23 protein-coding genes are annotated in these 25,073 nt (G+C 39.3%); 19 read left to right on the forward strand and 4 right to left on the reverse strand.

Translation table 11 applies throughout. From position 1 onward, the window contains the following. The first annotated feature begins 53 nt into the window (after positions 1-53). The 3 genes from HMPREF1151_RS07035 to HMPREF1151_RS07045 are packed head-to-tail and all read left to right on the forward strand — an operon-like array spanning position 54 to position 1,718. Positions 54-872 carry a class I SAM-dependent methyltransferase gene (locus HMPREF1151_RS07035; protein ID WP_009661582.1) on the forward strand — a complete coding sequence of 273 codons (819 nt, stop codon included), beginning with the start codon at positions 54-56 and terminating at the stop codon, positions 870-872. 8 nt (positions 873-880) lie between these two features. Next, on the forward strand, positions 881-1,228 hold the full coding sequence (locus tag HMPREF1151_RS07040) for a nitrous oxide-stimulated promoter family protein (RefSeq protein WP_005378649.1): 348 nt from the start codon (positions 881-883) through the stop codon (positions 1,226-1,228). Beyond that, entirely contained in the window at positions 1,218-1,718 is a 501-nt protein-coding gene (locus tag HMPREF1151_RS07045) for a folate family ECF transporter S component (protein WP_005378600.1), read from the forward strand. Before HMPREF1151_RS07040 ends, HMPREF1151_RS07045 begins: the two co-directional genes overlap by 11 nt. Positions 1,719-1,800: 82 nt before the next feature. Here the strand turns inward: HMPREF1151_RS07045 and HMPREF1151_RS07050 are convergent, their stop codons facing one another. Continuing rightward, positions 1,801-2,079: a glutaredoxin gene (locus HMPREF1151_RS07050; RefSeq protein WP_005378607.1), complete on the reverse strand. Its 279-nt coding sequence runs from the start codon at positions 2,077-2,079 to the stop codon at positions 1,801-1,803. A 172-nt stretch (positions 2,080-2,251) separates the two neighbouring features. On the opposite strand from HMPREF1151_RS07050, the gene ilvB reads away from it, so the two are divergent. The 13 genes from ilvB (at position 2,252) to dcuC (ending at position 16,049) form a co-directional block, all read left to right on the forward strand. Beyond that, positions 2,252-3,979 (forward strand): biosynthetic-type acetolactate synthase large subunit, encoded by a 1,728-nt coding sequence (ilvB, locus tag HMPREF1151_RS07055; RefSeq protein WP_009661552.1) that lies wholly within the window; start codon positions 2,252-2,254, stop codon positions 3,977-3,979. A gap of 8 nt (positions 3,980-3,987) precedes the next feature. After that, positions 3,988-4,500 (forward strand): acetolactate synthase small subunit, encoded by a 513-nt coding sequence (gene ilvN / locus HMPREF1151_RS07060; protein WP_005382900.1) that lies wholly within the window; start codon positions 3,988-3,990, stop codon positions 4,498-4,500. Between the two features lie 301 nt (positions 4,501-4,801). Further along, positions 4,802-5,389, forward strand: a complete 588-nt coding sequence (locus HMPREF1151_RS07065) for a carbonic anhydrase (RefSeq protein ID WP_009661620.1) — start codon at positions 4,802-4,804, stop codon at positions 5,387-5,389. A gap of 31 nt (positions 5,390-5,420) precedes the next feature. Further along, on the forward strand, positions 5,421-5,885 hold the full coding sequence (locus tag HMPREF1151_RS07070) for a hypothetical protein (protein WP_009661561.1): 465 nt from the start codon (positions 5,421-5,423) through the stop codon (positions 5,883-5,885). 91 nt (positions 5,886-5,976) lie between these two features. Further along, the gene (locus HMPREF1151_RS07075) at positions 5,977-7,299 is read left to right on the forward strand and encodes a metallophosphoesterase family protein (RefSeq protein ID WP_009661577.1); all 1,323 of its coding nucleotides are present in this window, start codon (positions 5,977-5,979) and stop codon (positions 7,297-7,299) included. A gap of 242 nt (positions 7,300-7,541) precedes the next feature. Next, positions 7,542-8,729, forward strand: coding sequence for a M20 family metallopeptidase (locus HMPREF1151_RS07080; protein ID WP_009661551.1), 1,188 nt, complete (start codon positions 7,542-7,544; stop codon positions 8,727-8,729). Between the two features lie 62 nt (positions 8,730-8,791). Next, a complete protein-coding gene (gene argF, locus HMPREF1151_RS07085; protein WP_005378617.1) occupies positions 8,792-9,802 on the forward strand; it encodes an ornithine carbamoyltransferase in 1,011 nt (336 codons plus the stop codon). Between the two features lie 60 nt (positions 9,803-9,862). Continuing rightward, a complete protein-coding gene (gene argC, locus HMPREF1151_RS07090; protein ID WP_009661608.1) occupies positions 9,863-10,813 on the forward strand; it encodes an N-acetyl-gamma-glutamyl-phosphate reductase in 951 nt (316 codons plus the stop codon). Next, positions 10,810-11,667: an acetylglutamate kinase gene (gene argB / locus HMPREF1151_RS07095; protein WP_009661562.1), complete on the forward strand. Its 858-nt coding sequence runs from the start codon at positions 10,810-10,812 to the stop codon at positions 11,665-11,667. Before argC ends, argB begins: the two co-directional genes overlap by 4 nt. An 89-nt stretch (positions 11,668-11,756) precedes the next feature. Next, complete coding sequence (locus HMPREF1151_RS07100) at positions 11,757-12,944, forward strand: aspartate aminotransferase family protein (RefSeq protein WP_009661622.1); 1,188 nt, start codon at positions 11,757-11,759, stop codon at positions 12,942-12,944. A 131-nt stretch (positions 12,945-13,075) separates the two neighbouring features. Beyond that, the gene (locus HMPREF1151_RS07105) at positions 13,076-13,258 is read left to right on the forward strand and encodes a hypothetical protein (RefSeq protein WP_005378597.1); all 183 of its coding nucleotides are present in this window, start codon (positions 13,076-13,078) and stop codon (positions 13,256-13,258) included. A gap of 126 nt (positions 13,259-13,384) precedes the next feature. After that, entirely contained in the window at positions 13,385-14,563 is a 1,179-nt protein-coding gene (locus HMPREF1151_RS07110) for a M20 family metallopeptidase (RefSeq protein WP_009661572.1), read from the forward strand. Positions 14,564-14,693: 130 nt separating this feature from the next. After that, positions 14,694-16,049 carry a C4-dicarboxylate transporter DcuC gene (dcuC, locus tag HMPREF1151_RS07115; protein ID WP_009661605.1) on the forward strand — a complete coding sequence of 452 codons (1,356 nt, stop codon included), beginning with the start codon at positions 14,694-14,696 and terminating at the stop codon, positions 16,047-16,049. A gap of 254 nt (positions 16,050-16,303) precedes the next feature. Here dcuC and HMPREF1151_RS07120 read toward each other — a convergent pair whose 3' ends face one another. Together HMPREF1151_RS07120 and HMPREF1151_RS07125 are read right to left on the reverse strand one after the other, a co-directional pair. Next, on the reverse strand, positions 16,304-18,118 hold the full coding sequence (locus tag HMPREF1151_RS07120) for a DUF262 domain-containing protein (protein ID WP_009661610.1): 1,815 nt from the start codon (positions 18,116-18,118) through the stop codon (positions 16,304-16,306). 423 nt (positions 18,119-18,541) lie between these two features. Continuing rightward, the gene (locus HMPREF1151_RS07125) at positions 18,542-20,788 is read right to left on the reverse strand and encodes an autotransporter outer membrane beta-barrel domain-containing protein (RefSeq protein WP_038141488.1); all 2,247 of its coding nucleotides are present in this window, start codon (positions 20,786-20,788) and stop codon (positions 18,542-18,544) included. 378 nt (positions 20,789-21,166) lie between these two features. Here HMPREF1151_RS07125 and HMPREF1151_RS07130 point away from each other — a divergent pair, with 378 nt between their 5' ends. The 3 genes from HMPREF1151_RS07130 to HMPREF1151_RS07140 all read left to right on the forward strand — a co-directional run bounded on the left by HMPREF1151_RS07130 (position 21,167) and on the right by HMPREF1151_RS07140 (position 23,964). Beyond that, complete coding sequence (locus HMPREF1151_RS07130; protein ID WP_009661579.1) at positions 21,167-21,763, forward strand: DNA-3-methyladenine glycosylase I; 597 nt, start codon at positions 21,167-21,169, stop codon at positions 21,761-21,763. A 128-nt stretch (positions 21,764-21,891) separates the two neighbouring features. Beyond that, entirely contained in the window at positions 21,892-22,608 is a 717-nt protein-coding gene (locus HMPREF1151_RS07135) for a DUF554 domain-containing protein (protein WP_005378605.1), read from the forward strand. A 171-nt stretch (positions 22,609-22,779) separates the two neighbouring features. Then, positions 22,780-23,964 carry an MFS transporter gene (locus HMPREF1151_RS07140; RefSeq protein WP_038141491.1) on the forward strand — a complete coding sequence of 395 codons (1,185 nt, stop codon included), beginning with the start codon at positions 22,780-22,782 and terminating at the stop codon, positions 23,962-23,964. 85 nt (positions 23,965-24,049) lie between these two features. Here the strand turns inward: HMPREF1151_RS07140 and HMPREF1151_RS07145 are convergent, their stop codons facing one another. Continuing rightward, positions 24,050-25,036, reverse strand: a complete 987-nt coding sequence (locus HMPREF1151_RS07145) for a GMP reductase (RefSeq protein ID WP_009661555.1) — start codon at positions 25,034-25,036, stop codon at positions 24,050-24,052. Positions 25,037-25,073: the final 37 nt, after the last annotated feature.

The raw sequence follows: 25,073 nt of genomic DNA on the forward strand, positions 1-25,073 counted from the left end.
TGTGTTAACTATATTTACAGTCACATATACAGTATCATAGTAGAGGATATAATATGAATAATACAATACAAGAAGTATCCGTTGATCTCCATGATTGGCGCGATGAACAAGCGGCCTGGAATAATCGATCTAAATTTTTCGTAGAACTACATAATCGAGCAGATCGTAAGGCACAGGTAACTGACTTTCTCTCATTTTTAAAGGACGAACATCTATTACCTCCAAATGGTGGGACCGCTCTCGACATTGGTTGTGGTGTTGGTGATTATGCACTTGGATTAGCTAGAGAAGGTTACAAAACTACGGGAATTGATTTGTCCGATGGCATGATTCATGGTGCAAAACAACTGGCAGATAAAGAAGGCCTTGATGTGAGCCTATATATTGCACCATGGTCTGAAGAAACTAGGCAGAAATTAGGCTGGGATAAATCCTTTGATTTGGCGTATAGTATTTTTTGTCCTATCATGTTTGATGTAGAGAATATACGGGCCATGCATGATGCAAGCCATGATACATGTCTATGGATTGCGTTTAGTGAACGTATGGATGAAACGGTAGATATGTTGTCAGAACATTTCTTCGGACGAGATTCATTTCCGTGGGCTGGTAAGATGAAAGCATGTTTAGATGCCATTCATGAGATAGGTCATAATGTGAAAGTTACGTATAAAACTGTACCCGAAACAGAGGTTATGAGCCTTGATAAAGCGGTAGATTATTTCACGATGCGTCTCCACAATAATGAGTGGGGCACCATGGAAGATATGAAGCGAGAAATTAGACAACTCATTGAACCGCGTGCTATTGATGGTAAAATTCATAATAAGACAGTGGATACGGTTGCATGGGTATCTTGGTCGGTTAAATAGGAGGCATTATGACAGTAGAAGAAAAGCGTCAATTAGAACTCAAAACGATGCGTCAAATCATTGGCATCTATTGTCATGATAAACATCATACGCCAAAGGGCCAACTATGCGAAGATTGTGAAGAGGTATGGCAGTATGCACAGCATCGCATCGATGTATGCCCACACATGGAGCATAAGACGTTTTGTAGCGTATGTAAAACACATTGTTATGCGCCGACGTACCGAGGAAAAATCCGTGAAATCATGCGCTACGGTGGCCCGCGGATGTTACTACACTCTCCAATTCAGGTTGTTCGTCATATGTATTTAGAGTGGAAGGATAGAAAAAGGAGCCATATATCTCATGAAAACTGATATGATTGTAAGAACGGGAATATTTGTAGCGTTGACGGTTTTACTATCTTATATATTTGCTATTCACACTACCTTTATACATATCACTTTTGGATTTCTATCAACCGCTATATTTGCCATTCTTTATGGGCCGATGGCAGCTGGTATAATGGCTGCTATTGCCTGCTTTATAGGCATGGCTCTATTTGGACAAGGCGTATTCTTTCCCGGCTTTATCGTATCTGAATTTCTTGTAGGCTATGTGTATGGACATTTTTTACATGGTCGTAATGTTACATTTAAACGATTACTTTTACCAGAAGCGATTGTGACAGTATGCATACATTTGCTATTGAATACACTGTGGCTGACAATATTTTATAATAAAGCTGTATCCGCTATATTTGTTGGACGTCTTATTAAAAATATTATTTGTTTCCCCTTAGAGATTGCATTGATTTTAATTGTGTATAAGGCAATCAGTAAATTTATAGTACCCAAAAAGCTATAACCCTATAACCTTTTATTATACTAAAATGCACCCCTAACATTAGATGGTATGTTAGAGGTGCATTTTTATTGGTTATATAGTTTTATGCAAGCGCTTTATCGAATACAGCCTTGATGTATGCCTTAGTTTGGTCATAGCTTTCACCAGGTTGTGCTTCGTATTGTTTATCAGTACCGAACCAAAGGTTAGGGTAGTATTCATATGGATGCGTTTTGAATAATTCGTGAGCATCTTGATCCTCAACCCAGTCGATTTTGATATTTTTATATGCAGGATTTTCTGCTTGCAATTCTTCGATTGCACGGAATGCGTTATGGCAATAAGGGCAACCGTTTAAGTGGAAACCTAGAATTTCTTTCATAGTATTCAGTCCTTTCAGAAAATACGACTAAATTTAGTGATTTATTGAGTTATTTCATACTCACATCAACTAAGATGTGATATATTAAAAAGTATATCATAAATAATAACAATATTCAATTTTTCAGATATAATCTACTAGCATTTGTAGGTTGATATATAGGAGGATGGCTATGATTTCAGGTGCCGCATACGTGGTGAAAGCATTGCAAGAGGAGAATGTTGATATTTTATTCAACTATCCTGGCGCAGCAACCATCGATATAATGGATGAATTATATAAACAAGATCAGGTGAAAGTAATCTTACCTCGCCATGAGCAAGCATTAGCACATGCTGCTGATGGTTATGCACGCAGCACTGGCAAGGTTGGCGTTTGTATGGTTACCTCTGGCCCAGGTGCGACAAATCTTGTTACTGGTATTGCTACAGCCTACTCAGATAGTGTACCTATGGTGTGTATTACAGGCCAAGTAGATTTAGCATTGATGGGCAATGACGCATTCCAAGAAGTAGATACGGTCGGCATTGTTCGTAATGTAAGTAAGTATGCTGTTACGGTTCGTGACCGTAAAGATCTAGGTCGTATTTTGAAAGAAGCCTTTTACATTGCTCGTACAGGCCGCCCGGGTCCTGTTGTCGTAGATATTCCTAAGAATATCCAAAAAGCGATGGGGTCTGATGTATATCCTGATGAAGTTAACATTCGTGGTTATAAGCCCAATACCACAGTTCACATTGGTCAGGTAAAAAAAGCGTGCTCCGTTATTGCTAAGGCTAAACGTCCTTTATTCTTATTAGGTGGCGGTATTAGCATCAGTGGCGCCAATGAATTGATGACTCAACTGGTAGATAAAACGGGTATCCCTGTGGTCACTACCTTGATGGGGAAAGGTGCTATTAGTTCCTATCATCCATTGTACTTAGGCAATGTAGGCATTCACGGTGGTTATGCACCGAATGTGGCCATTACCGATTGTGATGTTATGATTTCCATTGGTACGCGTTTCAATGACCGTATCACCGGTAAATTGAGTACATTTGCACAAAACTGCAAAATTGTACATATTGATGTAGATGCTGCATCTATCTCTAAAAATATTAAGGTAGATATTCCAATCGTGGCGGATGCAAAATTAGCTATTGAAGCTCTATTAGAATATATTGAACCTCACGATCTAGGCGATTGGCCGGCTCAATTGCAACAGTTAAAAGAAGAGCGTCCTGTTACGCAAGCTGGTGAAGAAGGTCTTACGCCACAAAATATTATCGACTACATTAATGACCATTATGACCGTCCAGTGGTGGCAACTGATGTAGGTCAAAACCAATTGTGGACTACGCAATTCCTTGAAATCGAAGGTAATCATCAATTGTTGACATCCGGCGGCTTAGGTACGATGGGCTATGGATTCCCTGCGGCTATTGGTGCTCAATTTGGTAATCCTACAAAACGTGTATTCGCCATTTGTGGTGATGGGGGTGTGCAAATGAATATTCAAGAATTTGCAACAGCTATGCATTACCATTTGCCTGTGACCTTGGTTGTTATCAATAATGGCTATCTTGGTAATGTACGTCAGTGGCAACAATTATTCTACGATAAACGCTATGCATGTACTAATTTGTTGATGGATGAAAGTGCTATCGTCACTCGTGATATGATCGATGACGGTGAATTTGAATACGTACCAGATTTTGTGAAATTAGCAGAGGCCTATGGCGCACAAGGTATACGTGTTACAAAAGCTGAAGAATTAGAAGGAGCGTTTAAAAAGGCAGATGCTTTCAAAAAAGGACCAACACTCATTGAATGCATCATTCCAACTGAGTTAAATGTATTGCCAATGGTACCAGCCGGCAAATCGTTGAGCGACATGTTATTAAAGGATAAAAAATAGGAGGGGCTATGGAATTACATTTAGAAAAACGCTGCATTTCAGCATATGTAGAAAACCAAATCGGCGTATTGGCCAAAATTTCTGGCCTCTTCGCGGGTAAAAATTATAACCTTGATACGTTGACAGTAGGTGAAACAGAAGACCCTACCATGTCACGTATGACCATTGAACTCACTTGCGATGATTTGACATACGAACAAATTATCAAGCAACTTAACCGCAGTGTTGAGGTTATTAAGGTTATCGACTTTACAGATATGCCGATTACAAAAAAAGAATTATTATTCATCAAGGTTAATAACTGTAAAGAATCGGACAAACAAGAAATATTCCGCATTGCAGAAACCTTTGACCTTAAGGTCATTGACTACAATCGAAAATCTGTACTTGTACAATGCGTGAAAACAGTATCCAAGAACAATGATATGATTGCCTTGTTTAAGGATATGTTCGTTAATCGCATCGAAGTTGTTCGTGGTGGCAGTGTCGCAATTGAGGCATTGGCGACTCCGGATCGCTAGTGAGGTATAGACCTAGAGTATTCATGTTGAGTAGCCCGTACTTGCTCGCTCCACCGGCCGGGTCTGACTTCGCCCTTCGGGCTACGCAGGGCCAAAGTTTGGCGTTCAGCTCATACTTGCTCGTTCCAGCTACCTTAACGGTCTTCGGCCGAGGGCCTTGACCTAGTAAAGTCACTGTGCTAGTATGAGCTTCACTTGGACAATAATGTCTGTTTGTTTTATGGTATAATAAAATATCGAATGTATTAAATATAGAGACCTTGCTTTAATTTAGACAAGGTCTTTTTTACCTGGAGGAAATATGAGTTTACTTGATGATATTTTGAAGCATAATAAGGAATATGTAGAAGATCAAAATACAGGATATGTTGATGTAGATACAAAATGTAGTAAGATGCCTAGTCGTCAGATGGCGATTGTAACGTGCATGGATACGCGTCTTGTGAATTTCTTAGAGGATTCCATGGATATTGGTCGTGGTGAGGCTAAGATTGTTAAGACTGCAGGTAATTGTATTACAGGACCTTTTGATGGTGTCGTTCGTAGTTTGTTGGTTTGCATTTATGAGTTAGGTGTTAACGAAATCTTTATCATCGGTCATCATGAGTGTGGTATGGCTAAAACTACGGCTAAAGATTTAACAGAAAAAATGTTAGTTCGTGGTATTGCACCTGAGGCCATTCATATGGTGAAAAAGGAGATGGAACATTGGGCGGATGGATTCACACATCCTGCTGAAAATGTAGAGGAAACAGTAGATGAATTACGTATGAATCCGTTGATTCCTAAAGATGTGCCGATTCACGGTCTAATTTTCCATCCTAGAACTGGTGAAATTGAGGTCCTTGTCAACGGCTATACACAAATGAAACAATATTACGAAAAATAGTAGCTTAATTCTTTAATAGAGGTATTGTGAATTGAGTAATATAAATAGATTAGATATATTTGAGGTAGCGTGTAAACATTTTCTTGCAGATTTTTCAAATTTTAAAAATCTCATTTCTACCCAAGTTCAATCCTTAGACGGTCTAGAATGGTCTTTTGATAAAGGTTCCACTAAAGTTTGTAGTGCTGACGAAAAGGGATTAAAAAAACGCTGTAAAGTGGGTATAAAATACAGACTGCAGGTTGAACTGTCTTGTGTTGATGCAGAAACTATTTGGACGGAATTTAGTCGATTTTGGATGGGTACCACTTTAAATCAGGTTGAAAGAGTATACAGCAATGAAGAATTAGGGCGCTATCAATTTATAGCTAATAATTCTATAGGTGATGAGATTACGTGTGATATCTATTTACCTAATGAATGGAATATACCACAATTAAATATGTTGGGATGTATTTCTGCAAGATATAGAAAAGTAGATGTTCACGAAGTATAGAAAAATCTTATTTGACTTAAAGTTAAGTTTAAGTTTTATAATGTGTTCATATTAAATGTTAGCAAAATAGTTTAGTTAATAAAGGAATTATATGAACAGAAAACGATTATTTACTTCTGTTTTAGCTATTGTATCTGTGGTAGCCATTTCTGTAGGTGGATATACATATCGAGAGGCTATTTACAGTCGAATCGCTCGGGCTGTGGCTATCGTAAGCGGTCAAGAAATCAAGCCGCTCTTAGATTCTGAAGGACGTTATATTCGCCAAATTGTAGCAAAGGATAATAGCACGAGCCGCACCATTATGTGGCAATCGGATAGCAGTGAACCTGATGCGGTTATTGAGTATCGTCTAGTTAGTAGTGATGATATTAAGACCTTATCGGCTTCGGATGCAGCTTTCACAGATGATGGTAGTATGACGTATATTCATGAGGGGACGATTATAGATTTAACACCTGATACTAAATATGAATATCGCATTGGTTATAGTACAGACCGCCGTAGTGATTGGTATCCATTAGAAACAGCAGGTGCTGGTGAGTATGAGGTTCTCATCTATCCAGATTCTCAATCTGGCGATTATTCTGGGTGGGAGCAATTGGTAAAAAATTCTGCTGATAGGAATCCAAATGCGGCCTTGTATATCAGCATGGGTGACCTCGTAGATAATGGGGAACAGGCCTATCAATGGCGGACGTGGCTCGATTCTATTAAGCCGTTGAGTGCACGTATTCCTTTGGCCCCTACATTGGGCAATCACGAGATGTATACGCTAGATTGGAAGATGCGTGAGCCACGTGCCTATTTGAACTATTTTGATGTACCATCTAATGGAAATACAACATTTGACCGCCATTATTATTCTTATGATTATGGCGATGTCCATTATGTTGTGTTGGATACGCAGCTATATGAAAGTACTCATGAGGATAACCATGATGTACATCATCCCGATTTATATGATGTACAGGTGCAGTGGCTACGCCAAGATTTAGCATCGAATACGAAGAAATGGACCGTAGTTCTTATGCATCGTGATCCATTCCAATATGCCTTTAATCGTCCTGGTGCGAGTAGGGCTGCTGGCTTTGATGAAGAGGGCGTATTATTTATGCCTATCTTTGATGAGTTCAATGTAGATTTAGTCTTATCGGCTCATCTACATTCCTATCGTAATCGTGGTCATGTGCGTAACTTTGAACGTGATGCATCAGGGCCATTGTATATTTTGACCGGTATAGCGGGTGATGCACGACGACCTAATTGGCAACAACATCCTTTGGATGTATATGTGGCACCGGATCGAGAAAAAAATAATTATATGACGATGACGGTTACACCGAATCGATTAGTTGTACGAGCCTTCTTGGCTGATGGAACACAGATAGATGAGTCCGTCATTGAAAAATAAATGGAGCTGTAGTAGTATGCGTATGCTATTACAGCTCTTTTTTCGTAAAACTTAGAAATTCATATAATTTATAGCTTATAGTTCTATGATTAAAATTAATGCATAGCATAACAAATAAAAATACAAAATATATGTATAAAACTTGAATAATATAAGCAATAGTATTATAATACGTACATAGGTTATAAAAATACACAAATGATGTATAAAATATACATACAGTGTATAAAGGAGATAACGTCATGAATACATTACAAGATTTAATAAAAAAATATGCAGCACAATATAAAGAACAAGTTATAGCATGGCGTCGACATATTCATAGTCATCCAGAATTATCTGGTCAAGAAAAAGAAACATCTTTATTCATTCAAAAGACTCTTGGAGAACTAGGGATTCCATTTGTCAATGATGTTTCAGATTATGCAGTTATCGGTGAAATACAGGGCGCTCACACAGGCCCTGTTATTGCGTTACGGGCCGATATTGATGCATTGCCAATCCATGAAGAGACGGGACTACCTTTTGCATCACAAAACGAAGGTGTTATGCATGCTTGCGGACACGATGGACATATATCGATTTTGCTTGGTGCGGCGGCTGTGTTGCAATCTATTAAAGATGAATTGCACGGTACCGTTAAACTCGTATTCCAACCTTCTGAAGAAGAGGCGTTATTTCCTGGTGCACAAGGCATTGTGGACAGCGGTATCCTAGATGATGTAGATGAAATTTTTGGACTTCATGTATGGCCTCAATTGCCGGTAGGCACGGTAGGCCTTAAGAAAGGTCATCTTATGGCGGCATCTGATCATTTTCTCGTTCATATTCACGGTAAATCTACGCATGGTGCAGAACCTCACAATGGTATCGATGCCATCGTGGCTGCTGCCAACTGGATTGTTAATGTAGAGTCCATGGTGGCTCGTGAGACGAATCCAATGGAAAATCTCGTATGCACCATCGGGGTAATCAACGGTGGTGATCGCTATAATGTGGGCTGCGGCGATGTATACCTCGAAGGGACTTGCCGTACCTACGAACCAGCGAAACGTGACTATATTGAACGTCGTTTAGGTGAAAGTTTACAAGCTTTGGATATGATGTACAAGACAAAGAGTACCTTAGATTATAAACGTGGTCATGGAGCGACAACGAATGACCCAGATGCCATCGACTATGCTACATCCATTGTAGAAAAATACCTTGGCAAGGACGCCGTAGTACATCCAGAACATCCGTCTATGGCGGCAGAAGATTTTTCCGCATACTTACATAAAATCAAGGGCGCTTTCCTTTGGTTAGGAACTGGTTTTGAAGGCAATCCAGCACTTCATAATGCAGGATTTACCATTGATGAAAAAATTTTAGAATCCGGTATTACCATGATGGCGGCACTGGCTGCAGAATATTTACAACCGAAAGAGTAGCTTTCATAAATAACAAAAATAAAATTGTATAAATATATACCGTATAGATTGAAGGAGTTATCATGAAAAGTTTACATAATAAATCATTTAAGACAATGCTAGATTACACACCAGAAGAAATTAAATATTACTTAGATCTAGCTGCTAAATTAAAGGCAGATAAAAAAGCGGGCACAGAAATCAAAACGATGGAAGGCAAAAATTTTGTACTCATCTTTGAAAAGGATTCTACGAGAACACGGTGTGCCTTTGAAGTAGGGGCAGCAGACCAAGGGGCACATACGACATACCTTGGACCTACAGGTTCTCAAATGAATAAAAAAGAATCCTTAAAGGATACGGCTCGTGTTCTTGGTTCCATGTATGATGCCATTGAATTCCGTGGCTTTGACCAAGAAGACGTGGACACATTGGAACAATATTCTGGTGTGCCTGTATGGAATGGCTTAACAGATATGGACCATCCTACACAAACATTGGCTAATTTCCTTACATTGCAAGAAAATATCGATAAACCATTGAACGAAATTTCCTATGCTTATGTAGGTCATGGTCAATCCAATATGTGTAATGCTTTGATGAGCGGTGCCGTAAAAATGGGCATGGATTTCCGTCTTATCGGGCCTAAACAATTCTGGCCAGCTGGTCCGTTCTACGAAGAATGCTTGAAGGTAGCAAAGGAAACAGGCGCTACGATTACGTGCACAGATAATGTGGCAGAAGGCGTTAAAGGTCTTGATGTGATTTACACAGGCGTATGGGTAACGATGGGTGATACCTACGATATGTGGGAAGAACGGATTAACCTCTTTAAACCATTCCAAATCAATGCGGACATGATGGCCTTAACGGGCAATCCAAATACAAAATTCTGTCACTGCTTACCAGCATTCCACAATACAGAAACACAAGTTGGTAAAGATATCTTTGAACGGTTCGGCATGAATGGTATCGAAGTAACAGAGGACGTATTTGAAGGCCCTAATTCCTTGGCTTTCCAAGAAGCAGAAAACCGTTTGCATACCATCAAGGCAGTTATGGTTGCTACATTTGGCGATTATCCAATGAAATAATAGTTAGGACACAGATGGCGGGAGAGGTCATCTAGCACGTATAGTAAAGAAGGTTATAGAATGAATCCATATAAGGTATTTATCTTAGGTCACGAAGGAACGACGGGCCTTAGAATTCATGAACGGCTGTCCGGTCGGAAGGATATTACATTATTATCCATTTCCGATGAGGACCGTAAAAATATAGATGTCATTGCGAGCATTGCAAAGGATGCGGATATCGTGTTCTTGTGCTTGCCTGATGCGGCTTCCAAAGAGGTGGTGGCTGCTATCGGTGAGTATCCTTGCAAGATTATCGACACATCCACGGCGTTTAGAACGGCTGATGATTGGGCTTATGGCTTTCCTGAGCTTGGTGAAAGCTACAAAAACGATATTAAAACAAAACAACATATTGCAAATCCTGGCTGTCATGCGAGCGGCATGATTGCTTGCATTGCACCGCTTGTGAAAGCCGGTATTGCCCCAGCAGATTATCCTTTCACCATTACATCCTTAACAGGCTATAGCGGTGGTGGTAAGAAGATGATTGGTCAATACGAATCGGAGCCGAAGGATTATTTCCTCTACGCACCACGTCAATATGGACTTAGTCAACAACATAAGCATTTGCCAGAAGTAACCTATGTATGCGGTCTTACAGAAGCACCCATATTCATGCCCATCGTAGATGATTACTACAGTGGCATGGAGGTAAGTGTTGGCCTACATACACGTCTATTAGCAAAACCGGTTACTGTAGAGGATGTGCACGCTGCACTGGTAGATTTTTACAAGGATAGCACCATCGTCAAGGTAGCACCACTTAACTTAGAAGAAGACAATAAACAATTGCTAAATGCTAACAAACTAAGCAATACGGATGGCATGGTCATCTCTGTAACAGGTAACAATGACCGCATGGTCGTTCACGCTATTTTTGATAATTTAGGAAAGGGCGCTTCTGGTGCAGCCGTACAATGTATGAACATCGCACTTGGATTGCCAGAAGAAACGGGGCTTTCACTATGAACAGTGTAACAAATGCAATGCGGGCGCACATCTTAACGGCGGCCGTTCCATATATTAAACAATATACAGATAAATACGTAGTCGTTAAATACGGCGGCAATGCCATGACGGATCCGGAACTTAAAAAATCCGTTATGAACGATTTGCTTTTATTGCAACTCGTAGGGGTGAAAGTAGTCCTCGTTCACGGTGGCGGTCCAGATATTAATAGCACATTGGAAGCTATGAATATTGAATCGAAATTTAGCAATGGGTTGCGTGTAACCGACAAAGAAACGATGAATGTAGTACAAATGGTGCTCGCTGGCAAGGTCAATAAAGGCCTCGTAGCAGACCTCATCGGCTTTGGTGGCCGTGCTATCGGCCTCTGTGGTGTGGACGGTGAACTCATCCAAGTACATAAGAAAAACGAAGAACTTGGCTATGTGGGCGAAGTAGATAAAATCGATCCAAAGGTCATCGATGATGTCATTAGTAAGGGGTACATTCCTGTTATCTCATCCGTCGGATGTGACACAGAAGGCAATGTATATAATGTTAATGCCGATACGGCGGCCGCTAAAATCGCTGGTGCCCTTAACGCGGAAACCATGGTGGCCATGACGAATATTGATGGGGTACTACGGGATGTAAATGATCCTAATTCCCTTATTTCAAAGATTACCCTTGCTGAAGCAGAGCAACTAAAAAAAGAAGGCATTATCGCTGGCGGGATGATACCAAAGGTAGACTGCTGCTTAGAGGCTATTAATGCAGGGGCACAAAAGGTTTTCATCATTAACGGTGAAATTCCACATGCCATCCTCATCGAACTATTAACCGATGAAGGTCTTGGCACAATGTTTGTAAAGTAATATAGTAGATATAACGATGGTAACATCATTTGCCATCGTTACATGACGTATAGATAGACGGCGGCTAGGTCGTACGTTTGGAGGATATGATGAGTAAGACACAAGATTTTGAACAACAAGATAAAGAGTATATAGCCAATACGTATGGCCGGTTTAACGTTTGCTTTGAAAAAGGCAAAGGTTCCTTGTTATGGGATGTAGAAGGTAAAGAGTACATCGACCTTGGCTCTGGTATTGGTGTTACGGCCTTTGGTGTAGATGATGATGAATGGTCTAAGGCTGTAATTGCACAAACACATGCATTAAACCATATTTCTAATCTATATTATTCCGTGCCTCAAATTAAATTGGCTGAATTATTATGTAAACGGACTGGCATGAAAAAAGTGTTCTTCTGTAACTCCGGTGCAGAATCTAACGAATGTGCTATCAAGGCGGCTCGTAAATATAGCCATGATAAATACGGCGATGGACGCAACGTCATCGTTACACTCGTTAATAGTTTCCATGGCCGTACGGTAACGACCTTGTCGGCTACAGGTCAAGATGTGTTCCATCAACATTTCTTCCCATTCACAGAAGGATTCGTTCATACGCCTGCCAATGATATTGATGCGGCTTTAAAAGTCTTAGCAAATCCAGCAGTTTGCGCTATCATGATGGAACCAATTCAAGGTGAAGGCGGCGTTATGCCTCTCGATAAGGAATTCGTTCAAGCGGTTACAAAATATGCTCATGAACACGATCAACTCGTGCTTATTGACGAAGTTCAAACAGGTAATGGTCGGACTGGCAGCCTATATGCATATGAGCAATTTGGCATCGAACCAGATATCGTATCTACGGCTAAGGGCTTAGCTGGTGGCTTGCCTATGGGCGCTACTTTATTCAATGAAAAAACGCAATTCGTATTAACTGCAGGTGCGCATGCTACTACATTTGGTGGCAATCCAATTTGTGCCGCTGCAGGGTGCACTATCATTGAACGGTTAACACCAGAATTTTTGGCTACTGTGAAAGCTAAAGGTGATTACGTAAAACATGCCTTAGAAGGTAAACCAGGCGTTGTTGGCGTTAGCGGTATGGGTCTTATGATTGGTATCGAAACAACAGTAGATCCTAAAGACGTTATTGCTAAATGTCTAGAAAAGGGCGTAGTATGCTTATCTGCTAAAAACAAGGTTCGTTTGTTGCCAGCTCTTAACATTCCTCAAGAACAACTAGAAAAAGCTATTACTATCTTGGCAGATGTAATCGGTGAATTGGCTAGCAAATAAACTTAGATTGATAAATCTGTTTGTTTTATATGCAGAATAGATAAATATATAGATAAAATCCGATGAATATGTAGACTTTATATTCTATTCGTGATAACCTAGAATAAATAGTCTATATTGGAGGAGTAAATATGAATACAGAATCCTTACGTAATGATGTATTGGTTCCTGCTGTTGCTAAAACATTAGATATTGCAGCAAAAGCAAAACCAACAAAAGATGAGCTCTGCACAACTGCAAAAATTACAGCAGCTGTAGCGGTGGCAACTGCTGTTGTATCCTTGGCGGTACAAGCGGTATTGCGCAATCGATAAGAAGCATAAAGAAAACGACATGGCATTGCCTGTCGTTTTCTTTTACATTTACCCTGTTATTCCCATAAATATGGGGATTTCCAGTATATTTTGTTAATCTGTGCTAAAAGCTAAGGAGGCGATATCATGCATAGTCGCGATTTAATTGAACAATATAAAACCTATGTCCAAGATTGGCGTAGATACTTTCATAAACATCCAGAACTCAGTAATGAAGAGTTCGAAACAACCAAAACATTGGCTAAAGAATTAGAATCCATGGGTGTAGAGGTTCATGTAGATACGGAACGTGGAACCGGACTCATCGGCATTATTCATGGTGCAAAACCGGGTAAAGCGATTGCCCTCCGTGCAGATATCGATGCCTTGCCTGTACAAGAGCATAATACATTTGATTTTAAATCCGATGTAGATGGTAAGATGCATGCGTGTGGCCATGATGGTCATATGGCGATTTTACTCGGTGCGGCTAAGATGCTTACCGCTATGAAAGACCGCATCGAAGGCGACGTATACCTTGCTTTTCAACCGGCCGAAGAAACCGGTGCGGGTGCCCCTGATTTCATGAAGTTTGATAATTGGTTTGAAAAAATTGATGCCATCTTCGGTGGTCACGTATGGATTGATTTACCAGCTGGTCTTATTTCTGTAGAGGAAGGTCCCCGCATGGCAGCGAGCAGTAAAATTACGATTCGAGTAAAAGGCAAACAAGGCCATGGTGCGCAACCGCATCAAGCCATTGATGCCGTTGTCGTAGCCAGTGCCATCGTTATGAACCTACAAACTGTAGTGTCTCGTAATGTGAGTGCCCTAGACTCGCTTGTGCTTACCATCGGTAATATTCATTCCGGCTCAGAATGGAATGTCATCCCAGGAGAAGCACAAATGGGTGGTACTATCCGTTTCTTTGATCCTATGCAAGAAGAGCATTATGTAGAATCCATACGTCGCATAGTAGAACATACAGCATTAGCTTATGGTGCTTCGGCTGAATTGATTTATGAAAAGAAAGTACCGCCAACCATTAATGACGCAGCTGCCAGTGAATTGGCTGAACGCGTTGTTATCGATACACTAGGAAAAGAAAAACTTTCCAAAATGCGTAAGGTTATGCCAGGCGAAGACTTCGCATGGTACCTACAAGATAAACCAGGCTGCTTTGCCTTTATCGGCATTCAAAATCCAGAGGTAGGCGCTACCTTTGATCACCATAACAATCGATTCACCATGGACGATAGCGTATTGTCTGCGGCATCGGCTGTGTATGCGGAATATGCTATTCAGTGGTTGAAAGAGCATAAATAACATAGTAGTGTATAAAACACAGAAAGCACCATTATCGTATCTGATGATGGTGCTTTTATCATGTATTTTTATTTGTGCTTTGTGTATACTATAATTATATTATACAAGAACGTTTATATGAGAGGTATTTATGAATATACTTATATGTCTCATCATTATTGCCATTACCGGCATATTACTGATGAAGCGTTATCAACCACAGCCTATTTTAATTGGCATGGGCATTCTCATGATGTTTATCGCCTATGAAGGTAACTGGATTCACGCTATATTAGATGAATCTCAGTCTACAGGCGTTCTGGTGTTTGATGCGATGGATATTGTGCGAATTACAACGTCTGAAAATGTAGTGAGTTTAGGCCTCATGATTATGACCTGTGCTGGTTATGCAAAATACATGGAACACATTGGGGCAGGGACACGATTAGCGCATACATTTATAAAACCCTTATATCGCCTTAATCGGCCGTATATAGTGCTAGCACTTATGTTTCTACTCAATATGGGGCTATCCATATGTGTACCAAATCCGTTGAGCCTTGCTTTGCTTATGATGGTCACCATCTATCCAGTGCTGCTGCGACTAGGTGTAAGTCCTGTCGGCGCTGCTGCGGTTATCGCCACAGGACATTTGATGGACGTTGGGCCTGGTGCCGTTTCGACATTGCTTATAGCTAAGACTCTTAATATACCGGTACCAAACTATTTCGTTGGTTACCAATTACGTCTCTATTTCTTAGTTGCTGTTGTGACGGCTGTAGCACATTTCTTGTGGCAACGATATCGCGATCGCTTAGATGGCCCTATGGACGTAGGTGCTTGTGAAAGCATTCCTGAGGCGCCAATTGGTCCTAAGATATATATGATATTTCCTTTATTGCCACTATGTTTTATCTTGGGATTTAGCCAATATGGTTTGCCTGGCGTAAAGATGAATGTAACCCTTGCCATGATGCTTGCCTTTGGCATTGCTTTATTGGCAGAACTTATCCGTCATCGTAATTTAAGGACCGTCCTTAAAAGTACAACTGTATTTTTTGAAGGCATGGGTAATCAGTTTTCCTATGCTGTAACTTTAATCATTGGTGGACAGGTTTTCGCACAAGGCTTAGTGAGTTTAGGGCTTATTGATTCTCTAGTTAGCGCACTTCAAACACTATCCCTTAACTCTGTGGGACTTACCTCTGTCATGGGTGGCGCTATGCTAGGCCTTAGCATGGTAACAGGTAGTAATGTAGCACCTTTATTTACATTGGTACCGCTAGTACCTAATATCGTATCTAACCTCGGATTAGATCCTATTACAACCATGCTTGGCATGCAGAATGGGGCTAGCCTAGGCCTGTTTTTGAGCCCTATTAGTCCTGTTATGGTCGGTGTAGCAGGGGTGGCGCATATTAAATCGGTAGATCTGCTTAAACGAACCTCTGTACCTGTATTTGTAGCACTAATTACGAGCTGTGTGGGGATATGGATATTATACTGATTCCCTAGTCACATATCATTTATTGTTTTAAACATATGACTGTTTCTCTCCTTATATTTTATAAGTCTAAATTTAATTAATATAAGTCATGTGTTGTTATAATAGTTAATGTCATTTTCTAGCAATATTGTAAAAGTCTTGAATGATAAATGTTCAGTTTTAAAACCGTTATATATCACATGAAAATCTCCCCTTTGCTAGTAGTTCAGTAAAGGGGAGATGTAACAACATTTCAAATATAAATATTAAAAATCTTAAATTTCTAATGCTTTTTCTAGCAGTGTTGCAATATTTTTACTTCGTTCAGTAATATTTTTTTCTAACCAAAGATTTTGTACTATATATTGAGGTTGATATTGGGCTTGTAATTGTATACGCTGTGCATCAGTTCCTGAATTTACAGCAGTTGTAATGGCTTTAACAATACTACTTGTTACTTTATAGTCTGATTGCTCATAATAGATGCTCTTTTCTATAAAATCTTTATTTTTAGCAGCAATATTAGCTGATTTATCAAGTAGAGTTAGATTACCAATACGATTAATATACTCAGCTTTGTCTTTATCACTTGCGAATTGATAGCGTTGAGCATCAGCATCACGTGGCATAATATGTTCTAATTCGATTTTCCGTGGTGGAGCGAGAATAATTACATTGTCATTAAAGTATAATTCAATAAAACGAAGTAATAGAGAGGCTTTTTTGTTAGCATTACCAGCAGCACTTGCAAATGATTTAGTTGGTAAAACAACTTTTAGTTGTTTTAGATTATCTGAAATTCGATTTTTTAAATGGTCTTGTATAATATCATATTTTTTACTATCTGTTTTTTCTTTTAACGCTTTTGATAATGCTATTTCCAATTCTTTTTCAATTTGGTTTGTTTGGGTGAAGGAAAATAAAACTGATGCGCCGTATTTAACTGCTAAGTCTAATATCTTTTCTTTTAAGTCATCAGAACTATTATAAAATGGTATCAAAAGAGAGAGCATCTGTTTTAATTTTAGTAAGGTAAATAAAATAAAGCTATTCTTACTATCAGATACAAATTTATTTGTAGTAGTATTTTTTATAATACTGCTATATATTGTGGCACTTTCCTTTAGTAGTTCTGAAAGATGTAATATCTCATTACTTGTTAATTTTTTAGTATCAAAGAATGTGAATAATTCATCTTGTTTTACATTTTTTCCATATGTACCTAAAATAAAATGTTTAGTAAAAGAAGATGTTTGTATTTTTTGTTTTGATAATATATTAATAAAATGGTTCCAATTGTTATTGAATTCTAATTTCTTTGTATCTGTAATGGAATTATCACTATAGAGTATTTTCATAAAATTACTTTTTAGTAAATCCATTGGTTCAAGTGAGCGTCCACGGTTATTTAAAACCTCAAAAAGTTGAAATGCCTTTTGTTTTGAATCGGCTGTTGTCACAATAAGCATAACTTTGTCTTGTATGTATTTGATAAATTTTTTAAACTCAATATCTCCTAATTGTCTAATTTCATTTACACGCTCACATAATGTGTCAAAGACTAGATTTAGATTTTCGTCAGATTCATTTAATGATTTAGTTGTAGAGATAGGTTGATCAGTTATGATTGATTTATAAGTATCTCCAAATCCTAAACTAGGATTATGTAAAATTCGTAATCCTTTAAATGCATCATTATTATCAAGAAATTGAAATGCTTTATCTATATCTGCCATAACACGATACCAATTATGAGCATTTTGTGTATCATTTTGTTGAAGTGTCTCTAATGTAATGAATATAGCTTTGAATAAGAGTGTTAATGTGGTTAGTCGTTGTTGACCATCTACGACATCGACGGTATTTTCATCTTCGTTATTTATTAATACTATATTACCTAATAGATAGCCTGGCAATAAATTTATATCAACCGACAAATTATCAGTATCCTCGAGAAAATCGTTAATTAAATTATTGGCTTCCTCATCAGTCCAAACAAAAGCTCGTTGAAAATCAGGAATGAGAAACTGATTAGAAGAACGAACTAATACTTGAGATAAAGGTTGCATTTCGGATGTTATTTTGGCCATATGATTATCCTCCTTATATCATTATTAGATCATATAATTATATTTAAGATCAATAGTTGAATGAGGAAATAATGAAAAAGTATGTATTGGGTACTTAGAATTAAAATAATCAATACTTTGTGTGGAAATTCTTTAACCATCACAAAACGCCCCATTCACAGCAACCATCTACGGTTGCCAGTGAAGAGGGCGTTTTGCATTGTAGTAAGAAAGTTAGTAAACATTTAGACGGGAATCTAAATGTATGTATATAAGGCCATACAGCTTACGATAAGAGGGGGAAGTAGCATCCTATGGGAGTAGTATTGCATAAAAAGGGGAAATATATTAGGATGCGTCTCTCATAGATATGTAAGGGATATACAGGGGAGATATCTATGGTTGTACAACTATATGGCCGTATATAACGGTATGTAATATAAATTAGAATTTATGAGTAAATCCAGCGTTTACACCCCAGTCAGCTTGGTAATCACCAGATAGACCGGTAGTAACGTCCGCATATACGCTGTTGTTAGTATTGAAACCATAACGGCCGCCGAATGCGAGTTCAGTCCAAGTGCCTTTGAGGTCTTGTTCTGTCAATTTTACGGCATTACCGCTAGCATAGGTAGTTTTCATGTTGCCTGTGAAAGCATGACCTGCAGCAAAGCGTGTATATAGGTTACCATTGCCAAAATGTTTGCCTACTTCGAGACCTAGTTTGCCGGATGTGCTATTTACGCCAGCTTGGTTAACGGATACATTGCCTGCTGTAAAGTCACGACCACCGAAGTGTGTATAGTTTAATTGTGCTTGTGGTTCTACATAGAAACCATTAGCAGATTTTATAGTTTTGCCGTAGCGAACGCCGATGCTATACGCATTGGATTTTACATCACCAGATTTAGCTTGGCCGATTTCATTACGCGCTGTAAATTTATTAGAGATACGACCTACTTGAGATTCTACATGTACGTATTGATCCTTACCAAGGTCTTTCAATCCATAAGCGCCAACAGCATAGGATTTTACCTTGCCAGAACCATTGAATACATAATCTTCAGAACCGCGTAGGTAAGAAACTTGGCCGCCTACGGTCCAGTCACGGCTAGTTTTCGTATCATAGCCACCTTGGATGCTTGTGTAATCAGTAGCTGTATTGATACCGTCATTAGCATAATTATATCGACCGCCACCAATACGAGCCCAAATACCTGTTGGGGAACCTTGTTGTAATTGGTTAGCACGATTCATATCGCTCGTCATTGTACGCCATGCGTTGATATTACCAACTACAGCAGAACGAATGCCGCGCATTTGTGGTGTATCGTAAGCACCTGGAGTTATCGGAGTAGGTGCCGGTGTAACAGGAGTTACAGGTGTCACAGGGCTAGGTGCTGGAGTTACCGGAGTAACAGGGCTAGGAGCCGGAGTAACTGGAGTTACAGGTGTAGGCGCTGGAGTAACCGGAGTTACAGGGCTAGGTGCCGGAGTAACAGGAGTTACTGGTGTTGGAGCTGGCGTAGGCGTTGGAGTAGGAGCCGCATAGGAACCTTGACCATTACCGTTTTGCCATGTAATAGTACCTTCTTTTTGGTCTGTAGTTAACGCTTTTTGGAAGCTTGACACGATGCCATTAGAAGCGATGGATACAGTACCAGAAAGGTTTCTTTCACCATTCATATAATTATCGTAATAGAATTTATGCGCCAAGTTATCTAGAATCTTGTTTACATTGCTTTCAGAGGACGTATCGAGATGATCGCCTGTTACATAGCCATGTACACCAGACCCTGTTGTAGCGGATTTTACGATGAAGTTACCGCCTTCGATGTCAGATGCATCAAGGCCTGTTTTTTGAGCGGCTGGTTTAGCGAAGTTCAAACCAGTACCAGCGCTCATATCGTAAATGACATTGATGTGGCCGTCTAAATTATTAACGTGGATGTCGCTACGAGAATCTTGGGAAATACGGCTGAATCCTTCACGTGTACGAGTGCCTTTGAGTGTATTGATACTGCTGCGCGCTTCGTTGCCTTTAATTTGGAATGCCTCCAAGCCACCCATGTTATCGTGGCTCCACATGCCACCATCAAAGGTTATGTTGATTTCGCCACCCTTATCCTCTAATGTGTTCACAGCCTTGCCGGTAAATTGGTTAGGGCTATTGTGCGCACGGCCGAGGCCAATATTAATCACGGATGGTTGCTGTTGTTGGTATGGAGGCATCGTTTTATCAGATACAAGTATATTACCTTGCATATTAAATACTTTATGTTTTACAGTACCTGAATCATCGATACCAAGATTAATTTTACTGTTATAGGCAAATGCTAGTGGATAGGGTGCATCCCATGGGGCCGTATTCACGTTCATAACCCCGCCATCCACTTGAATGGAACTATTATCTAGCATGCCTGTAATGAAAGCTGGTTGGCGATGGCGCTTAGGCAATTGGTTTTGATCAGGTGTATCCAAGGAGGCAATAGTCACTTGACCGCCGTTTGATGCAATGACACCTGTTGCCGTCGTATTGCCAGTGCTTTCAAATTTACTTTCAGAACCTACTGCAAACACATTGCCATTAGAACCAAGGCCTGCTGCCGCCCACGTGCTAGGAAGGGCCACTGTAGATGACAACATGGTCATCATTACAGCGGACAATAACATCTTATTTCTCGCTCTCATTCTCTTACACCTCAACTATATTACTTAATTTGTAATTTATTTTTATATTGTGAAAGACTCTTCATAAATGAATATATATCTATCGGTTGATTTAATACTCTCTTATATAATGAAAGATAGATATATACTCACTTTATAAAGACTTTGTGTCAGACACATTTAAAATATATTTAAAATAATATAACATTTTTCGTGAATTGTAAATGAATTTTCATAATTTTATTTTAAAAATATTTAAATTATTAATAGATGAGTTACATATTAGGGGCAGTGAATACGATGTATGGTATTCTTTACAAACCTAGTGAGCATAGGTATTATTGTATATATAATGCGATTTCTAGTAACAGGCTAGTTGTAGTATAGAAAGGAGCCTTCATGAAAGTCACTTGTTCCTGGCCCACAACACCACTGTATCAGGCGTATCATGATTATGAATGGGGGCGTCCTATTCATGATGACCAACAACAATTTGAACATTTATGTTTAGAGAGTCTACAATGCGGTCTGAGTTGGCTTACGATTTTAAATAAACGAGAAATTATACGCCAGTGTTTTGACTATTTTGATGTTGATGCGGTGGCTCAATATACGGAAACAGATATAGAGCGCATTATGAGTACAGACGGTATGTTAAAGTCTCGTAAGAAAATCGAAGCCATCATCAATAATGCACAGGCGTTTCAACGCATTCAAGACGAATTTGGATCCTTTTGTGAATATATATGGGCTTTCACCAATCATAAGACTCTTATCTATGAAGGCCATTCTGAGGGAAGGGTGCCTGCTAAAAATGAATTATCTACGCGCATTAGCAAAGATCTTAAGAAACGAGGGTTCAAATTTGTAGGACCTGTGACCATCTATTCCCATTTACAAGCTAGTGGTCTCATCAACGATCACGGTAAGGATTGCCCTTGTTTTAATGAAATCAATGAGGCTAATCCTGTGGTTTATATGACAATAGATGATTAATATAAATAGAACCGTATCTACTGAAACATAGATACGGTTTTTTTGTGATATTTTATATTGATTGTTATCGATATAGTTGATATACTACTTTCATAATAACTTTCATACGTAAGGAAAAGGATAAGAAGATGATTGGTTTAGGTACGGTTATCAACATGGGGCTCATTATCGGTGGTAGTATTATTGGGCTCACGTGCGGCCGATTTATGAAGGACAATTTAAAACAAACCCTTATGGTAGTATGTGGTATCATCGTGCTGTTACTAGGGATGAGCGGGGCCATGCAATTTATGCTGGTTATCGTTAATGGTTCCTTGCAAACTACTGGACCTTTGTTGATGATTATCAGCATGGTAGTTGGTGCTGTGATTGGTGAAATCATTGATTTAGACCGATGGATTACGGTCTTTGGTGACTGGGTGAAAGATAAAACCGGTAATACAGGGGACCCTAAGTTTACGCAAGCGTTTATCACTGCATCGCTTACATTTACGGTGGGTGCGATGGGCGTGCTCGGTTCAATTCAAGATGGATTGACAGGAGATTACCAAACCTTGCTACTCAAAGGAATCCTTGATGGTGTTATTGTTATGGTTATGACCTCATCCATGGGGAAGGGCGCATTATTCTCCTTCATTCCTGTAGGTATCACGCAGTGGTTGATCACGGCCTTAGCGCATGTTGCGGCGCCACTTATGACACAGCAGGCTATCGACAATTTATCCTATGTAGGATCCATCTTAATTTTCTGTGTAGGCATTAATATAATTTGGCCTAATAAGATTCGTTTAGCTAATTTATTACCTGCTATTTTTATCGCTATGGGCCTTACATTTTTAATTTAAATTTAAATTTTAAGAACCCTCTTTACATTATGTGTAAAGAGGGTTACTATATTCTCAATATAATTTTCTTGTAGTTAAAATGGTTTCCCCTAGAAACGCATGTTATCGCGGTCTAGCGGATACAAAAGGGCCTTTCTTCGCCGAACGGTTCTAGAAACCAGAAAGGACATGATGAGCGAACAAGTTTCCGTTTCAAAATCTAATATTCGTGGTGCTTTTGGTGCATTTTTTATCCCTGGTATGTACACCGCCTTATGGGCCGGATTTGTGCCATATTTAAAAGCGAAACTAAGCATCGGTGAGGATGTATTAGGTTCCATGATTTTGTTGCTCGGTGTAGGTTCTTGTTTATCAATGGCTATAGCCGGTAAGCTTGTAGAAAGCTTGGGCTGTAAGAAAGTCGTTTTATTGGCTAGTTTTATCGGCATGTTGTCTCTGGCTGTTGTTACCATGTGTTCTACAATTGTGACAACCACAATAGCCTTATTCTTCTTTGGCATTGGCGTAGGCCTTAGTGGTGCTTCTGCCAACTTACAAGCTATTTTAACCGAAAAGGTAAGTAAAAAGCATTTAATGGGTGCTTATCACGGTGGGTGGAGCTTAGGTGGCTTTGCAGGTGCCGGTGTATTGCTTGTTCTCTTAAAAATATTATCATTACCTGTTAATGAAAGTATTTGGGGCCTTCTCATCATACTCTTTATTGCGATGATCGCAGTTAGTCAATTTATGTTAACCTTTGGTCGTGATCCAAATGCAAAGGTTATGAAAAAGTCTAAAAGTCCGTTATCATTCCATCCAATTGCTATTATCTTTGGTCTCTTATCCTTTGTATCCTATTTGGTAGAAGGTGCCGTAGGGGACTGGAGTGCACTTTACTTATTTGAAGATAAAGGTATTGTTATTCAAGAAGCTGTCATGGGCGTCATGCTTTTTAATGGTACCATGTGTATTGGTCGCCTTCTTGGCAATACAATCGGTAAACATGTAACTTCTAAGCAAGTTGTTGTAGGTGGTTACTTACTAGGTGCTATTGCTATGGCACTCATCGTGTTCTTACCTGGCCATGCTTCTATGTATACGTACTTATTACTAGGTATCTCTTTAGCCATGGTTGTACCAAATCTATTCTCCGCTATGGGGGAACAAAATGTTATTCCTATGACACAAGCTGTGGCAACATCTACTATGCTTGGCTATATGGGCATTTTGATGGGGCCTGCATTAATTGGTTTCATTGCTCATGGTACAAGCCTTACCATTGCATTCATTGTATTGACTGCATTGCTAGTTATCAGTGCTGGTATCGGCAAATATGCATATTATTTAATGAATAAAAATTGTGGCGTAGAAGAATAGTTTCTTCGTTTAGATGCTGCAAATAAAAAGAAGAGGGGCTGCGATTCGTGTGAATCGTAGCCCCTCTTAGTATGTTAGTAACCGATTAGCGGTCGCCGTTGAAGATGGAGTTTTTAACAAGTACGTAGTCTACCTTGCGGATAGCTTGTAGAGTAGTACCACCAGCGTAGGAGATAGCAGATTGTAAATCTTGTTCCATTTCGATTAATGTATCGAAGATAGAGCCTTTGGAAGGAATGAAGATTTTTTTGCCTTCTACGTTTTTACGTTCCCCTTTTTGGAATTCGGAAGCGGAACCAAAGTATTCTTTTACAGCTTGGCCGTCAACAATTTTTTCTTCCCCTGGAGATTCTTGATGACCAGCAAATAGGGAACCAATCATAACCAAAGTAGCGCCAAAGCGGATGGATTTAGCGATGTCCCCATGATCACGGATACCACCATCAGCGATGATAGGTTTCGTAGCTGCTTTTGCACACCAACGTACAGCAGCCAATTGCCAACCACCAGTACCGAAGCCAGTTTTTAATTTCGTAATACAAACCTTACCAGGACCGATACCTACTTTTGTAGCATCAGCACCAGCATTTTCAAGTTCACGAACTGCTTCTGGAGTACCTACGTTACCAGCAATAACAAATGTTGTTGGTAAATTCTTTTTAATGTATTGAATCATGTCGATAACAGCATTAGAGTGACCATGTGCGATATCGATTGTGATATAATCAGGAATAAGGTTAGCTTTCGCTAATTCATCAACCAATGCAAATTCTTCTTCCTTTACGCCGATGGAAATAGAAGAATATAAGTTTTTTTCTTGCATGCGTTTTACAAAGTCGAGACGGCGTTCAGGTTGGAAACGATGCATGATATAGAAATAGCCTTTTTCTGCTAGTTTTTCAGCTAACTCCTCATCAATGATAGTTTGCATGTTTGCAGGAACTACAGGCAATTTAAATGTACGATTACCTAGTTTAACATGAGTATCACATTCGCTACGGCTGTTTACGATACATTTATTAGGAATCAGTTGTACGTCTTCATAATCGAAGATGTTAGTTGTATTAATCATAGTTTCTATATCTCCTTTGAGGTATAATAAATTGAAC

It is taken from the genome of Veillonella sp. ACP1, from assembly GCF_000286635.1.
Taxonomy (GTDB): Bacteria; Bacillota; Negativicutes; order Veillonellales; family Veillonellaceae; genus Veillonella; species Veillonella atypica.

What these genes read in the sequence shown, in the direction of transcription:
- HMPREF1151_RS07035 (WP_009661582.1), top strand. Translation starts at nt 54, where the DNA reads ATGAATAATACAATACAAGAAGTATCCGTTGATCTCCATGATTGGCGC.
- HMPREF1151_RS07040 (WP_005378649.1), top strand. Translation starts at nt 881, where the DNA reads ATGACAGTAGAAGAAAAGCGTCAATTAGAACTCAAAACGATGCGTCAA.
- HMPREF1151_RS07045 (WP_005378600.1), top strand. Translation starts at nt 1,218, where the DNA reads ATGAAAACTGATATGATTGTAAGAACGGGAATATTTGTAGCGTTGACG.
- HMPREF1151_RS07050 (WP_005378607.1), bottom strand. Translation starts at nt 2,079, where the DNA reads ATGAAAGAAATTCTAGGTTTCCACTTAAACGGTTGCCCTTATTGCCAT.
- ilvB (WP_009661552.1), top strand. Translation starts at nt 2,252, where the DNA reads ATGATTTCAGGTGCCGCATACGTGGTGAAAGCATTGCAAGAGGAGAAT.
- ilvN (WP_005382900.1), top strand. Translation starts at nt 3,988, where the DNA reads ATGGAATTACATTTAGAAAAACGCTGCATTTCAGCATATGTAGAAAAC.
- HMPREF1151_RS07065 (WP_009661620.1), top strand. Translation starts at nt 4,802, where the DNA reads ATGAGTTTACTTGATGATATTTTGAAGCATAATAAGGAATATGTAGAA.
- HMPREF1151_RS07075 (WP_009661577.1), top strand. Translation starts at nt 5,977, where the DNA reads ATGAACAGAAAACGATTATTTACTTCTGTTTTAGCTATTGTATCTGTG.
- HMPREF1151_RS07080 (WP_009661551.1), top strand. Translation starts at nt 7,542, where the DNA reads ATGAATACATTACAAGATTTAATAAAAAAATATGCAGCACAATATAAA.
- argF (WP_005378617.1), top strand. Translation starts at nt 8,792, where the DNA reads ATGAAAAGTTTACATAATAAATCATTTAAGACAATGCTAGATTACACA.
- argC (WP_009661608.1), top strand. Translation starts at nt 9,863, where the DNA reads ATGAATCCATATAAGGTATTTATCTTAGGTCACGAAGGAACGACGGGC.
- argB (WP_009661562.1), top strand. Translation starts at nt 10,810, where the DNA reads ATGAACAGTGTAACAAATGCAATGCGGGCGCACATCTTAACGGCGGCC.
- HMPREF1151_RS07100 (WP_009661622.1), top strand. Translation starts at nt 11,757, where the DNA reads ATGAGTAAGACACAAGATTTTGAACAACAAGATAAAGAGTATATAGCC.
- HMPREF1151_RS07105 (WP_005378597.1), top strand. Translation starts at nt 13,076, where the DNA reads ATGAATACAGAATCCTTACGTAATGATGTATTGGTTCCTGCTGTTGCT.
- HMPREF1151_RS07110 (WP_009661572.1), top strand. Translation starts at nt 13,385, where the DNA reads ATGCATAGTCGCGATTTAATTGAACAATATAAAACCTATGTCCAAGAT.
- dcuC (WP_009661605.1), top strand. Translation starts at nt 14,694, where the DNA reads ATGAATATACTTATATGTCTCATCATTATTGCCATTACCGGCATATTA.
- HMPREF1151_RS07120 (WP_009661610.1), bottom strand. Translation starts at nt 18,118, where the DNA reads ATGGCCAAAATAACATCCGAAATGCAACCTTTATCTCAAGTATTAGTT.
- HMPREF1151_RS07125 (WP_038141488.1), bottom strand. Translation starts at nt 20,788, where the DNA reads ATGAGAGCGAGAAATAAGATGTTATTGTCCGCTGTAATGATGACCATG.
- HMPREF1151_RS07130 (WP_009661579.1), top strand. Translation starts at nt 21,167, where the DNA reads ATGAAAGTCACTTGTTCCTGGCCCACAACACCACTGTATCAGGCGTAT.
- HMPREF1151_RS07135 (WP_005378605.1), top strand. Translation starts at nt 21,892, where the DNA reads ATGATTGGTTTAGGTACGGTTATCAACATGGGGCTCATTATCGGTGGT.
- HMPREF1151_RS07140 (WP_038141491.1), top strand. Translation starts at nt 22,780, where the DNA reads ATGAGCGAACAAGTTTCCGTTTCAAAATCTAATATTCGTGGTGCTTTT.
- HMPREF1151_RS07145 (WP_009661555.1), bottom strand. Translation starts at nt 25,036, where the DNA reads ATGATTAATACAACTAACATCTTCGATTATGAAGACGTACAACTGATT.